Origin of the sequence: Pantoea sp. USHLN256, assembly GCF_037149875.1 — a bacterium.
Taxonomy (GTDB): domain Bacteria; phylum Pseudomonadota; class Gammaproteobacteria; order Enterobacterales; family Enterobacteriaceae; genus Pantoea; species Pantoea nemavictus.
In genome coordinates this window covers 1-13860 of sequence record NZ_JBBCQO010000001.1, presented here as the reverse complement: position 1 = coordinate 13860, position 13860 = coordinate 1, and the positions used below count along the sequence as shown (strand labels likewise).

At 53.3% G+C, this 13860-nt stretch carries 14 protein-coding genes; 8 read left to right on the top strand and 6 right to left on the bottom strand.

All coding sequences use genetic code 11. The features are described 5' to 3' along the window. Positions 1 to 166 precede the first annotated feature (166 nt). On the top strand, positions 167 to 2527 hold the full coding sequence (locus tag WFL93_RS00065) for a membrane-bound PQQ-dependent dehydrogenase, glucose/quinate/shikimate family (RefSeq protein ID WP_336777009.1): 2361 nt from the start codon (positions 167 to 169) through the stop codon (positions 2525 to 2527). Between the two features lie 40 nt (positions 2528 to 2567). On the opposite strand, the gene WFL93_RS00060 is transcribed toward WFL93_RS00065, so the two are convergent. Further along, a complete protein-coding gene (locus WFL93_RS00060) occupies positions 2568 to 3119 on the bottom strand; it encodes an AAA family ATPase (protein WP_336777008.1) in 552 nt (183 codons plus the stop codon). Between the two features lie 104 nt (positions 3120 to 3223). On the opposite strand from WFL93_RS00060, the gene WFL93_RS00055 reads away from it, so the two are divergent. Beyond that, a complete protein-coding gene (locus tag WFL93_RS00055) occupies positions 3224 to 3865 on the top strand; it encodes a glutamate racemase (protein WP_336777007.1) in 642 nt (213 codons plus the stop codon). A 44-nt stretch (positions 3866 to 3909) separates the two neighbouring features. Here WFL93_RS00055 and WFL93_RS00050 read toward each other — a convergent pair whose 3' ends face one another. Then, positions 3910 to 4299, bottom strand: a complete 390-nt coding sequence (locus tag WFL93_RS00050) for a VOC family protein (protein ID WP_336777006.1) — start codon at positions 4297 to 4299, stop codon at positions 3910 to 3912. Continuing rightward, entirely contained in the window at positions 4296 to 5459 is a 1164-nt protein-coding gene (locus WFL93_RS00045) for an MFS transporter (protein WP_336777005.1), read from the bottom strand. The genes WFL93_RS00050 and WFL93_RS00045 overlap by 4 nt, the downstream gene beginning before the upstream one ends. Before the next feature lie 141 nt (positions 5460 to 5600). On the opposite strand from WFL93_RS00045, the gene WFL93_RS00040 reads away from it, so the two are divergent. The 3 genes from WFL93_RS00040 (at position 5601) to WFL93_RS00030 (ending at position 8031) form a co-directional block, all read left to right on the top strand. Continuing rightward, complete coding sequence (locus tag WFL93_RS00040) at positions 5601 to 6371, top strand: DeoR/GlpR family DNA-binding transcription regulator (protein ID WP_336777004.1); 771 nt, start codon at positions 5601 to 5603, stop codon at positions 6369 to 6371. A gap of 171 nt (positions 6372 to 6542) precedes the next feature. Beyond that, the gene (locus WFL93_RS00035; protein ID WP_336777003.1) at positions 6543 to 7247 is read left to right on the top strand and encodes a pirin family protein; all 705 of its coding nucleotides are present in this window, start codon (positions 6543 to 6545) and stop codon (positions 7245 to 7247) included. A gap of 67 nt (positions 7248 to 7314) precedes the next feature. After that, positions 7315 to 8031, top strand: a complete 717-nt coding sequence (locus WFL93_RS00030; protein WP_336777002.1) for a GntR family transcriptional regulator — start codon at positions 7315 to 7317, stop codon at positions 8029 to 8031. A 1-nt stretch (position 8032) separates the two neighbouring features. Here WFL93_RS00030 and WFL93_RS00025 read toward each other — a convergent pair whose 3' ends face one another. After that, positions 8033 to 9232 carry an enolase C-terminal domain-like protein gene (locus WFL93_RS00025; protein WP_336777001.1) on the bottom strand — a complete coding sequence of 400 codons (1200 nt, stop codon included), beginning with the start codon at positions 9230 to 9232 and terminating at the stop codon, positions 8033 to 8035. Positions 9233 to 9536: 304 nt separating this feature from the next. On the opposite strand from WFL93_RS00025, the gene WFL93_RS00020 reads away from it, so the two are divergent. Next, positions 9537 to 10928 (top strand): PTS transporter subunit EIIC, encoded by a 1392-nt coding sequence (locus WFL93_RS00020; protein ID WP_336777000.1) that lies wholly within the window; start codon positions 9537 to 9539, stop codon positions 10926 to 10928. A gap of 37 nt (positions 10929 to 10965) precedes the next feature. Here the strand turns inward: WFL93_RS00020 and WFL93_RS00015 are convergent, their stop codons facing one another. After that, positions 10966 to 11982 carry a lipoate--protein ligase A gene (locus WFL93_RS00015; RefSeq protein WP_336776999.1) on the bottom strand — a complete coding sequence of 339 codons (1017 nt, stop codon included), beginning with the start codon at positions 11980 to 11982 and terminating at the stop codon, positions 10966 to 10968. 202 nt (positions 11983 to 12184) lie between these two features. Between WFL93_RS00015 and WFL93_RS00010 the strand changes: the two genes are divergently transcribed. Both WFL93_RS00010 and WFL93_RS00005 read left to right on the top strand, forming a co-directional pair. Further along, entirely contained in the window at positions 12185 to 12865 is a 681-nt protein-coding gene (locus WFL93_RS00010) for a type 1 glutamine amidotransferase domain-containing protein (protein ID WP_007888309.1), read from the top strand. Positions 12866 to 13055: 190 nt separating this feature from the next. Then, positions 13056 to 13661, top strand: a complete 606-nt coding sequence (locus WFL93_RS00005) for a TetR/AcrR family transcriptional regulator (protein WP_007888312.1) — start codon at positions 13056 to 13058, stop codon at positions 13659 to 13661. A 35-nt stretch (positions 13662 to 13696) separates the two neighbouring features. Here the strand turns inward: WFL93_RS00005 and WFL93_RS24265 are convergent. Next, the coding region (locus tag WFL93_RS24265) for a transketolase-like TK C-terminal-containing protein (protein WP_442955877.1) at positions 13697 to 13860 on the bottom strand (164 nt) is incomplete at its 5' end.

Sequence of the window (13860 nt, the reverse complement as noted above, 5' to 3'; positions counted from 1 at the left end):
AGCGAGGCGGCAGCTAGCAGCCATTAGCCGAACTACATTCATTAGCGGAGCTAACGACACACCTCGCAACGGGTTTTTACTAAACGGTAACGTAAGTTAAAATTCTGTTGATTTTATGTGGGGTTATTTTTGAGGTTTTTTTGATGAAAATGGTTGAGGGATTAGCATGGTTAACAAACTAACCAGTATCGTGCTCGCGATTCTGGCGATTGCCTTGCTTTACATGGGCGGCAAGCTGTTAATGCTGGGCGGCAGTGCTTTCTATGCGCTGATGGCGGTGGGATTACTGATCACCGCGATTTTACTGTTCCGCAACCAGCGCAGTGCGCTGGCGCTGTATGCGGTGCTGATGTGGATTACGCTGGCCTGGATTATCTGGGAAGTGGGCTTTGATAAGTGGCAGTGGATCCCGCGCGGTGACCTATTCGGCGTGATCGGCCTGTGGCTGGCCATGCCGTGGGTGGTGAAGCCGCTGTATCGCGGTGAGCGCCGTTTCCATGGCTTCCTTGGCGGCACGGTGATTATCATGATTGTGGTGGTGATTGGGCTGTGCTTCTACGATCCGGTTCCGCAACAAGGCACCATCAGCAATGCGCGCGAGCAGAACAGCGAGCAGGGCGCGTCTAACGACTGGACCGCTTATGGCGGATCATCCGATGGCCTGCGTTTCTCCGCGCTGAACCAGATCAGCAAAGAGAACGTCAAAAACCTTGAAGTGGCATGGACCTATCATACTGGCGATCTGCGTCAGGATGCCGATGCGACTGAATACACCTTTGAAGCGACGCCGCTGAAAGCCAACGGCATGCTGTACTTCTGTACGCCGCATAACGAGGTGCACGCGCTCGATCCAGAAACCGGCGCGGTGAAGTGGAAGTTTACGCCGAATAAAGATCGCTCTTACCTGCAGCAGCACCAAACCTGTCGCGGCGTAAGCTATTACGAAGAAGCCCCGGTAGCCGCGCAGGATAGCGCTGCGAATCCGGCCATCTGCCGTAAGCGTATCTTCAATGCGACTACTGATGCTCAACTGATTGCGCTGGATGCGGATACCGGTAAACCGTGCGCTGATTTCGGTCAGAACGGCGTGGTTGATCTGCATGCCAACATGGGCGATGTGCGTCCACATGCGCTGATGCAAACCGCAGCACCGCTGGTGGCGGGCAAGCTGGTGATCGTTGGCGGTTCAGTGATGGACAACGGCTTCAACAGCGGCAACCCGTCAGGCGTGATTCGTGCGTATGACGTGCAATCGGGCCGTTTGGTGTGGAACTTTGATCCGGCTAACCCGGAAAACACCGCACCGATCGCCGCAGGTCAGAACTATCCGCAGGACACGCCAGTGGCGTGGGGCACGCTGAGTGCTGACCTGAAAAACGGCGTAGTCTATGTGCCGTTTGGTAACGCTTCACCGGATGAAGTGGGCATTGAGCGCGATCCGAACAGCAACACCGAGAAGTTCCGCGATGCGCTGGTGGCGCTGGATCTGCAGACCGGTGCGTTCAAATGGCGCTATCAGAGCTCTAACCACGATCTGTGGGACCGCGATAATCCGTCACAGCCTTCGCTGGTGGACATCGATTATCAGGGCCAGAAGCAGCCCGTGGTGATTCTGCCGACCAAAACCGGCAACCTGTTTGTCCTGAATCGTCTTACCGGTCAGCCGGTGTATCCAGTGAATCAGGTGAAAGTGTCTACCGAAGGTGGCGTAGCGGGCGAGAAATTTGCCGCGACTCAGCCGGTATCGAGCCTGAACTTCATTCCACAGCCGTTGACCGAGAAGTCAATGTGGGGCATCACGCCGTTTGACCAGATGTCATGCCGCATGGATTTCCGCAGCCTGCGCTATGACGGCAATCCGTGGACGCCAGCAACCGAAGGCGGTTCACTGATCTTCCCGGGCAACATTGGTGTGTTCAACTGGGGTTCTGTCGCTGTCGATCCGCAGCGTCAAATGCTGATTGCCGCGCCAGTGCGTCTGGCCTACAAGTACAACCTGATCAAACGCAGCGAGCAGACCGCCACCGAGCGCCTGTTCACCAAAGATGGTCAGCCGTACTGGAACGAAAACTTCCACGGTGATTACGCCATTCATATCCAGCAGCTGGCTTCTGGCCTAGGCATTCCGTGTGTTGCGCCACCTTGGGGCCGCATGGTGGGCGTGGATCTGAAGACCGGTAAAACCGAATGGCTGCGCCGCGTCGGTGTCACCAAAAACCTGAAGACCAGCTTCCTGCCTGGCCGCTTCCCAATCGGTTTCCCGATGGGCATGGTGGCGCACGGTGGTCCGTTGCTGACGGCGGGTGATCTGGTGTTCCACGGTGCAACAGCGGATAACTTCTTCCGCGCCTACGACAGCACCACCGGTGAACTGCTGTGGCAGACCGAACTGAGTGCCGGTGCGCAAGCCACGCCATCTACCTTTATGGGTAAAGACGGCAAGCAGTACGTGGTGATTGCCGCTGGCGGTCACGGTTCGCTCGGCACCCAGGCGGGTGACAGCGTTGTCGCGTTCCGACTGAAATAATCGTTACAGAGCAGACTAAGGCGCCCAATGGGCGCCTTTTTTATTTGTCGCGTGACAGTCCCCATGCCTGATAGCAGGTGTTGAGCTGGGAGGGCGAGGTGACAAACAGCTTGGGCAGCGTCCACTGCTCGAACATACGACGATTGCGTTGCCGATGGCCCGGCGTGGTCACCAGCAAATAACGCGTCATCTCCCAGGTCAGGTGCTCGCGCTGATGTGCCGGGACAACACCGCCAATGCGTTGGGCATCAAACAGGGTGCGCCGGATATAACGCAGCAGGCTATGAGCAGGATGAATATCCAATAGAATCAGCCCACTGGCGCGCGCCAAACGTTCAGGCAGACAGCGCACATAGTTGCCGTCCATCACCCATTGCTCACCTGCAATGGCGTCAAGATGCAGCTGACGGAACGCCGCTTCGCTGCGCGGCTGCCAATGTGTATCCGGTAAGTGAAAAAGCTGATCGAGATGAATCAGGGGCAACGCAGTTTTAGCGGCAATGGCCTGCGCCAGCGTCGATTTCCCACTGTTCGATGGACCAAGAATGCAGATGCGCGGGCCCAGGTCGGTCAGCGAAAGAGAGGATGCCATGCTCAAATTCCTTGCAACGTTGCAATTAGCGTTTGAAATAAATGATTGATAATTTTATAAAATAATTCAATAAAGTGAAGCGCAAAAGCTAAACGGGAACAATCATGAACATTGCCTGCCTGCACACCGCTGCCAGTAACATCGCCATTTTCGATAACGCGGCGCATTCACTGGGAATGAAAAATACCGCGCTGAGCCATATCGTCATGCCACATCTGCTGGCTGAAGCCGAGCTAACAGGCGGCATGACGTCTCAGCAGCAGCATAAGCTGGAACAGCTGTTACATAGCCTGACGCCGTGGTTCGATGCCATTTTGATCACCTGCTCCACGCTTGGGCCGGTCGCCGATGGGTTTACTGCCGTGGGGAGCGCGTGTCCGGTCTATCGCACCGATGGTATGTTGGCAGATAAGGTGCATAGCCTGAGCGGTAAGTCGCTGGTGCTGTGCGCGGCAGAATCGACTCTCGCCGCCACGCGTGCACTGTTTTGCCCAGCAAAATTGCCGGCAGAACAGCATCCTGATGTACAGCTCATCCCCGGCGCCTGGACAGCCTTTAAAGCTGGCCAGCAGGAAGCGTATTTACAACTGATCGCCCAGGCAGTGAAAAACGGCAGGCAGCAGGGTGCCGATTATGTGGCGCTGGCGCAGGTGTCCATGGCCGCCGCGACAACGCTGTTTACGCATGATGAGCGGCCATTAACCAGCCCGCATTTGGCGCTCCAGGCGGTTTGGTCAGGAGATTGAAGATGAAAACTGCGCAGCCAGCGAAGGTTGGCTGTGCAGTTGTGTTATTGATCACTGACAATTTCAATCAGATTACCGTCGGGGTCGCGAATGATTGCCTCATAGAACCCATCACCGGTTTGCCGGGCGGCACTGACTAAAATTCCCTGCTCTGATGCGCGTTTCACCATCAAGTCGACCTCTTCTCTGCCGCCCACGTTGATGGCGATATGCGCCCAACCAGTAAGCTCCACGCCGTGCGGCCCTGGCGCTAACGCTTCAAGCGTCATCAGCTCGATGGTGGGTCCCTCCGATAAACTAATGAAGTGAGAGCGAAAACCAGGCCGGTTTTTGCTGACGTACAATGGATTTGAGGTTGCGCCAAAAAACTGATGCCAGAAGTGCTGCTGTGCAGCCAGATTTCGCGTCCATAACGCCACGTGGGCAATTTTCATACGCTTTCCCTTTCTGCCTTGTTTTGACCCAGATTCAGTGTGAGAGACAGCGCGCCAACCATCAGCATCAACACCATGATGAGTGAGAACGCAAAGGCCAGTGAACTGGCGTGCGCGATAAAGCCGATCATCGCTGGGCCGCTTAACACCCCGAGGTAGCCCATGGTGGTGATTGCCGGCACCGCAACGGCTTGCGGCATAACCTTCTGCTGGCCGACAGCAGAGAACATGACCGGTACAATATTGGCACAGCCGCCTCCCACCAGGACGTATCCCAGCAACGCCAACGGCCATGCAGGCGTATAGGTGACCAGCGCCAGTCCTACGGCGGCGGTTAAGGCACCAGCCAGCACCACAGGTAACCGACCCAGCGTGGCAATAATACAGTCACCGGTTAGCCGGGCTAACGTCATCGCAATGGCAAAACAGGTATAACCCAGACCACCGAGTGTCTCAGGGATATTTCTGACCTGCGTCAGGTAGACCGCGCTCCAGTCGAGCACCGTCCCTTCCGTCAGAAATACTGCAAAGCAGATGATGCCGAGCAGTAAAACGTTACCGCGCGGCACGGCAAAGGCGGGCCCCTCTTTGGGATTAGCATAGGTCAGCAGGCCGGGATAACTGAGCAGGGTTAACACTATCACCGCGCCAGTGACCCATAGCGTTGCGGTTAAAACGGACATCCCCAGCGACAGCAGCAGAGTCATGAAACCGGCACCAGCAATCCCCCCAAAGCTGTACATGCCGTGAAAGCCAGACATCAACGGAGCAGAGGATTGTTTCTCGACCAGAATCGCCTGAATGTTCATGGCGCAATCGGTCACGCCAACCCCGACGCCAAACACCAGCAGTACCAGCCCGAGCAGTAACGGATCCGCTATTACAGCCAGCAGTGGCGTGCTCAGGATGATTAAGCCGATGGCCACGATGATCACCCGGCGGCAGCCAAAACGGCTGGTTAATAAACCGGTTACGGGCATAGCGATCAACGCACCAAAACCCAGGCATAACAGCAGAGTACCAAGCATGGCTTCGTTGACGCCGGTATTATTGCGCGCGAAAGGCACAATCACGGCCCAGGTTGCCGTAACGAAGCCCGCCACGAAGAACGTCAGGCGTGTCGCAAGGCCGGAGGAGGTACTAAGGGCTTTTTGTATCATTTCATTCCTCGTTAAAAACGGATCAATGCCCTCTGCGCGAAAGGCAAATTCCCATAGGGTTGCACTTGAAAATTGACAATCACTGCACGTTTGCATGATTATGCTCAGTATAGATCGGTTGTGATGGTTTAAGGAATTAATATGCTCGATTATGCGGCTTTCCCCGAACAGCGACAGGCATTGATACGGCAGATTTTGCGTGAGCAGGGCCGCGTAGTGTGTGTGGATCTCGCCAGGCAAATGCAGGTATCTGAACACACTATCCGGCGCGATTTACATGAGCTGAGTAAAGAGGGGCTGTGCAAAAAAGTGTATGGTGGTGCAGTCTTGCAGCTGCCCGAAGCGGATGCATTTCAACAGCGAAAACAGCAAAACCACGCAGAAAAGGACAGAATCGCGAAACAGTGCGCAGCGCTGGTTAAAAGCGATAGCTGCATATTTGTTGATGCGGGCACCACTAATCTGGCGATGGTGCTGGCGCTGCCGGAGGCGCTCTCATTAACGGTGGCCACCAATGCACCGGATATTGCTGCCGTGCTGTTAAAACATCCCAATATCGACGTCATTATGCTGGGCGGACATATTCAGAAAAAAAGCGGCGGTTGCGTAGGGAATACCGCCATTGAGCAGCTTAGAAATATCATCTTTGACCAGGCCTTTATCGGCGGATGCGCCATGAGTCCCGACTCGGGGCTCACCGGTTTTGACTTTGCAGACTGTGAATTTAAAAAAGCGGCGATCAAGCAAAGCAATCAGACGATCGTTGGACTCACCGCCGATAAAATCCCCGCGGTTGCCAGATTTACAGTTGCAGGTTGCGAACAGATAAATGTGCTGGTGGTTGAAGAGAGTCTGAATAAAGAGTTTTACAACGCCTTTCGTGACGAGAATATCACCCTGATCACCGTATAAACGCGTTATCCGACACCCGCTTATGCATCAATATTGTCTCAGGATGGGCAGGTAAACAGCTGGCTTCCCTTATTCAAAAGTTTTGATGTAAGCGAGCAGTTTTGCCTGCTGTTCAGGATTTTTTCAGCCTCTATGATGGTTGTCAGAGAGAAATCATTGAGGAAAATAGCCATGAACATCTTGCGTGCCGATCGCGATCAACTGTTTGAATATGGCCCATTTACTATTCGGCGTCAGCGTCCTGGCGCAGCGTTCGGGCCGTTAGCGATTATCGACCAGATGACGCTGCAGCTGGGTGCGAAAATCCCGCTGCAAGCTCATCAGGACGACGAGATTTTTAGCTACGTCTGGCGCGGCTCGCTGCTGCACCGTACTGAGAATGGCGCCACTGTTTCACTCAACGCGAAACATGCGCTGATGATGAGTGCGGGCAGCGGTGCGCGTGTTGAACAATCTGCGCCCTTTATCGAAACCGAGATGCTGCAGGCCAGCATTCGCCCGGCCCGGTCTGGTGGCGAAGCACGTATTAATAGCTTTACCCGTGAAGACGGTGCAGCAGTTAACGCCTGGACGCTGCTGGCCGGGCCGCACGGCAGCGAAGCACCGTTGACGCTGGGCCAGGCCGTTTATATTTATGATGTGAAACTGGAACGCGGCGAGCGGGTGCAACTTCCGCAGCGCGCAGGCTATTCCAGCTGGATAACCGTGCTGGACGGTATTGTGAAAATAGATGCTGAGCGCCTGCATAAGGGCGACTCCGTCAGTGCGGCGACGGTATTGTCAGCGCTTACGGGTGAGCGTGATGCCACGCTGGTGGCGTTTATGGTGCAGGATGATGTGCCTGCGGTGCTGAGTGGCACCGTCAGCGGCGCCTAACGCAGCCTGTTGCGTTACCCTCCTCGTGTTATGATCGGCAGAACATCGACCGGAGGAGGGTAATTCAATGAAAAAGAAAGAGTTCATTACCCAGGATTTGCTGAGCAAGATCTATCAGGAAGACACATCGGCACCGCGCAAATTGCCTCCTGAACGCCAACTGGCGGAAGAGTACGGTGTCTCGCGTTTTACCATTCGCCAGGCGCTGGAGAAGTTGGTGAGTATCGGCGCCGTGCGCATCGTGCAGGGCTCAGGTATCTGGATCAATGAAACGGTACGTAATAACCCGCTGGTTTATAATTCCATCACCGAAAAACGCTTCGATCAGATGCATTACCGCGCGATTAGCCTGCGCAAACGACGCCCGGACAGCGATGAGCAGCAAATATTCGCCATCAATGATGACGCGTTTATTTGGGAGTTTTCCCGCCTGCGCTTTGTCGATAATGTCGCGGTGCAGATCGAAATATCACGCTTGCCCGCCAGCTTATTTGCTGACCTTAGCGGTGAAGTGATTGAGCGTTCGATACAGCAATACGTGTTAGCTAAGGGCTACCAGATTTCACATTTGCTCACCAGCTATCGGGCTATTAATGTCAATCGCGAACAGGCGGCTCTGTTGCAGTGTAAAAAAGGCAGCCCGGCGATGCACATTATTAACCGCGGCATTCTACAGGGCGGGCAGGTGTATGAAATCAGTGACATCATTGATATTAACTACACCTGCACCTACCTGATTCCGCACAATTCCGACAATTTGCGCTTCCGTCAGGAACAGCGCTAAATCACGGCGTGTGAATAGTACCATCCGGCAGACGGCTCTGCGTCCATTCATGCGGGCGGTACACCACCGGATATTTTTCTGCCAACGCCTGGTCAAACGTTACGCCAATGCCCGAGGCTTGCGGGGGATAAAGATAGCCCTCTTTGATATCCGGCGCGCCTGGGAAAATGGCATCCGTCAACGCCGAGCGCGGAATAAACTCCTGAATAGCGGCATTGTGAAGATGGATATTTAGATGCGTATTCACCGCGACGCCAATCGGTGTCATATCGCCTGGACCATGCCACGCCAGTCTGACGCCAAACGCCTGACACAGCGTCGCCAGTTTTAAAGCGGGCGTAATGCCACCGATTTGCGAGACGTGGCAGCGAATAAAGTCAATGCGGCGATTTACAATTAAGTCATGCCACTCAGCCGGATTGTTAAAGAGTTCACCTAATGCCAGCGGAACCGCACTTTGCTGACGCAACTGTGCCAGCCAGGCTGTTTGCGCCGGCGGCAGCACATCCTCGAGGAAATAGGGCATATAGGGTTCAAGCTGCTTTGCCAGCTGAATGGCCTGTTGCGGAAACAGGCGTTCATGAACGTCGTGCAGGATTTCAAAACGGTGGGCGTATTTCTCTCGCAACGCGCGGAACATCTCAAGGGTATTTGCCATGTACTCTTGCTGAGAATAATAGGCGCCAGCCGTGCTGTTCTCTGGCGAATTCAGCTCTTTCGCGGTGCCGCCATAAAAACCGAGCTGACAGCGAATATGGCGATAACCTTTTGCCAATGCGTTATCAACCGAACTAAAAAGTTCGGCCAGCGTTTCTCCACTGGCATGGGTATAAGCTGCAATGGCATCGCGCGCTTTACCGCCCCACAGCTGATAGAGAGGCATGTCCGCCAGCTGTGATTTAATATCCCACAACGCCATATCAATCCCTGAAATAGCATTATTGGTTACCGGGCCATTACGCCAATAGGCATTGACGCTCATCATCTGCCATAAATCTTCAATATTATTGGCATCACGTCCCACTAATAACGGTACCAGATACTCATCAACCATGGTTTTCACGGCCAGCGGACGCTGCTGAAAAGTCGCACAGCCATGACCGGTAATGCCTTTATTGGTGGTGACGCGTACGGTAATCAGATTATGGCGATCGGGACGGGTAATAAAACAGCTAATACTCTCAATAATCGTTGGGGTCACGAGAAATACTCCTGCAGCGCAGTGACTGCGTTCGACATCAAAGCAGTATGATAAGAATTTTTTTGCGTATAATTACTGGCTTTTTATTGAGGCGCAAACCCTTTTTTAATAAATAAATATTGGTTAGATAAACTTTAATTTTTCCTTAAAAAAACGGACCAATTAGGAATTTAATGGTTTATTTGTCCTGCTGTGGCAGGTTTTGTGATCTTCATCATGATTTATTGGTTTGTTTTGCACTCTGGCATTTATTACCATCCACGTCAGCTTTTATCACACCATTTTTCTTCCCTCAGGAGCCACTATGGGAACGCAGGAAGTCATAAAAAATATAATCCACTTAGTGGGTGGGAAGAGTAATATTAATAAAGTCTGGCACTGCATGACACGCCTGCGCTTTGATCTGATTGATGACAATAAAGTTAACCAGAGTGAAATTAAAACCTTGCCCGGCGTACTGGGTGCGCAAATGCAGAGCGAGCAGTTTCAAATCATTATTGGTCCGCAGGTGAATAGCTGGTATGAGCAGATCGCTCCGGTATTAAATAGCTATAGCGCACAGACTGCGTCGAGTGAAAAAACACGTAAAAGTGTGGTGTCGATGTTTATGGATACCGTCTCCGGCGTATTCGGGCCTATTGTCCCGGCGATTGCTGGGGCAGGGATGATCAAAGGATTGCTGGCCGGATTAGTGGCGTTAAAACTGATTTCGGCAAAGAGTGATACGGTAATGGTGATTGATTTAATCGCCAGCGGAGTATTCTATTTCCTACCGTTCTTTTTGGCAGTTTCTGCAGCCAAAATATTTAAAACCAATGAGTATCTCGCGGCGGCTGTTGCCGCGTGTTTAATGTATCCCACATTAATTGACGCGGCTAAAACGCTGGCGGCACATCAGGAAGGGGCGGTAAGTGCGTTTTGGCTGATGGGCGTGATTCCGGTTTCGGTGTTTAATTATGCCTCCAGCGTTATTCCGGTGATTTTTTCTATCCTGGCGCTCAGCTATATTCATCGCTGGGTGGATCGTATTATGCCCGAGGTGTTGAAGACCGTCTTTACGCCAACCTTGACCCTGTTCCTCGCGGCACTGACGGCGCTGGTGGTGATTGGCCCGATGGGCATCTGGTTGGGCAAAGGGTTAGCGTTATTTATTGAAGGCTTATTCAGTATTTCTTCCAGCTTTGCCGGCTTGATTGTCGGCGCGATCCGGCCTATTGCGGTGCTAACCGGTATGCACCATGCGATGACACCGATCGCGCTACAAAACTTCAGCGATCGCGGTTATGACATGTTAATGCCCATGATGTTTATGGCCAATATGTCGATTGCCGGCGCGACTTTTGCTATCTGGACATTGAGTAAACATCGCCAGGATAAAGTGGTAACACTTTCAGCCGCCATTTCAGCACTATTAGGCATCACGGAACCGGCGCTGTTTGGCGTATTAACCCGCTACAAAAAAGCCTTTATCGCCGCCACGGTTTCCAGCGCGTTGGCATCCGCGTTTATTGGTTTCTTTGGCGTGCGTTTATATGGCTACATTCTTTCCAGTATCTTTAGTCTGCCAGCCTATATTGGACCGTACTTTATCTGGGCGGTGTCTGGTGTGGCGATTGCCTTAATCATGTCCTTTAGCCTGACGCTGATATTGGTGGGCAAGGAACCTGATTTAGTGGTGCAGACAGAGAGCAAATAAGCGAACAGGTGCGCGCAACGGCGCACCTGAATCATAGTTAACTCACGCTACTGACCAGCCAGCTTTCCAGCTGGCTCAGTTCATTCAGCTGTTCTGGACATTCCGCTTTCAACTGCGCGACTTGCGTCGACATGGTTTCTGGTCGATATACCGCGCCCTGCAGGCGTAACGCCAGCGTCTCTAATGGCGCAGGGTTCAAGCTGTCGGTGAAAATCTGGCAGCGGGAAATCACGCCGCGTTCCACATCGAAATGGATCTCCACGCCGCCCCAGACAAAGCGCTCATTCAGCAAATGCGAGAAATCCGGCGCGTTGCCAAAATTCCACTCCCAGCTGCTTTGACGGGCAAACTGCTGCCTGAAGCCAGGTAAGTCAGGCAGCGCCTCAGGGGAGATATGCTCCGGTTCGCACTGCTCATGGTAGTAAGCGAAGTAGGCGGCAATCACCTCGCGGCATATCGCTGCAAAGCTGATGTCCGGCACCAAATCGGCGATGTTAGCCACACGCGATCGTACCGAACTGATGCCTTTCGCCTGTAATTTTTTGATGTCTGGATTGAGGTAATCGGCGAGACGCGACAGATCAGCATCCATTAAAAAGGTGCCGTGATGAAAACCCCGATCTGGCGTTTCACGGTAGGCGGAACCGGAAATTTTGCGCACGTCACCGTCAACATTCACCACGATATCGTTGCGCCCTGACGCTTCAGCGGCAATGCCGAGCTGCTCAAGCGCACGCAGGATGATCGCGGTAGAGACGGTTTTATCGTATTCCGGTTTGCCGGCCATAAAGGTGAAGCAGCAGTTGCCCAAATCGTGAAACACCGCGCCACCACCGCTACTGCGGCGCGCCAGCTTAATGCCGTCTTCTGCCATGCGCCGCGTATTGCACTCTTTCCATGGATTTTGTGCGCGCCCGATCACCACGGTTTCAGCATTCTGCCAAAGAAACAGCACACGCTGCGTCGTTGGCATCTGGCGGAAAATACACTCTTCCACCGCCAGATTGAACCAGGGATCGTGTGAGTCAGAGATGAGCAAACGTAAGGTGGACATGATTTCTCCAGTTCCATGAGAGAGAGTAAATGGGGATAGATTACCCGCAAGCGGATAGAAAGTAACAAACGCGGGCGCATTTCATTGCAGTAAAAAATGGTTTAACCTCTAGACGACTGGTCTATTTGCTGTTACTTTGAATTCAAGCGCTAGACGACTGGTCTAGTTTAGATGTTTAAATCCAGCAAGCAGGAGATTTACAATGAAGATTCTTATGGTTTTGACCTCACACGATCAATTGGGTAATACCGGTCGCAAAACCGGTTTCTGGCTGGAAGAACTGGCTGCGCCTTACTACGCCTTCAAGGATGCCGGCGCAGAAATCACCCTGGCGTCACCGAAAGGCGGCAACCCGCCGTTAGATCCGAAAAGCAACGAGCCCGATTTTCAGACCGAACAAACCCATCGCTTTGAAGCAGATGCTGCAGCAACCGCACAGCTCGCCGCCACCGTTCGTCTGGATAGCGTTTCACCTGCGGATTTTGACGCGGTGTTTTACCCGGGCGGCCACGGTCCGCTGTGGGATTTAGCCGAAGATAAGCACTCGATTGCCTTGATCGAAGGTTTCCTCGCAGCCAACAAACACGTGGCGCTGGTATGTCATGCGCCGGGCGTGCTGCGCCACGTCAAAACGCCAGCAGGAAAACCGCTGGTAGCAGGGCGCAAAGTCACCGGTTTTACCAATAGCGAAGAGGAAGCTGTCGGCCTGACGAAGGTGGTGCCGTTCCTGGTGGAAGACGAGCTGATCGCTAAGGGCGGTCTGTACTCGAAAGGTGCCGACTGGAGTTCATATGTGGTTAGCGATGGTTTGCTGATTACCGGACAAAACCCAACTTCTTCAGCAGAGACGGCGCAACAGTTAATCAAACAACTGGCGCAATAAACTTATCGGGATGAACCGCTGTCTACTCCCTTGTCGCACGGTGACGGAACTGAAAGGCAATCATGCTTTCTATGCCTCACAGCCAAGGGAAATGGCGGCGGCGATCGAGCAAGCGGCCCGTAGCTTATCGCAGTAATTTGCGTATAATCTGCTCATAGACGACTGGTCTAGTATTTGGTAATCTAACGCTATGACTACTACATCCCAATTACACAGTAATGAAATCCGCGATCACATCCTTGCCACCGGCCAACGTATTATGGCGGGCAAGGGGTTTTCGGCGGTCGGATTGAATGAAATCCTCACCGATGCGGGCGTGCCGAAAGGCTCTTTCTACCATTACTTTAGTTCGAAAGAAGCGTTCGGCGTCGCGATGCTGGCGCGCTATTTTGATGATTATCTGGCTGAGCTTGATACCACGCTTGCTCAGCCGGGGCTCACGATGGCGCAGCGGCTAATGAACTACTGGCAGCTGTGGCGCGAATCGCAATCGTTCTCCGATTGTCAGGGCAAGTGCCTGGCGGTGAAGCTGGGCGCTGAAGTTGCCGATCTGTCGGATTACATGCGCGTTACGTTGCAAAATGGCACCTCGGGTATCATCTCGCGACTGGCGGAAGCGTTGGAAGCGGGCGTTGAAGAGGGTTCACTGGCTATTGATGATACACCCGGCCGGGTAGCGGAAAGCCTGTATCAGCTTTGGGTGGGCGCCAGCGTGATGGTAAAAATCGTGCGCAATACCGGCCCGTTTGATTCAGCCATGAGCATGACGCAAAAAATCATTCGTATTACCGCGTAGTAAGAAGGGCGTCCCGCTGGGACGCCGCTTCACTCTCACAGAATCGATTTCGCCGTTTTAACCACGTTCTCAACGGTGAAGCCAAACGCTTTAAACAGCTGATCCGCTGGCGCTGACTCACCGAAGGTGGTCATGCCGACGATCGCGCCGTTCAGGCCGGTGTATTTGAACCAGTAGTCCGCGATACCCGCTTCGATCG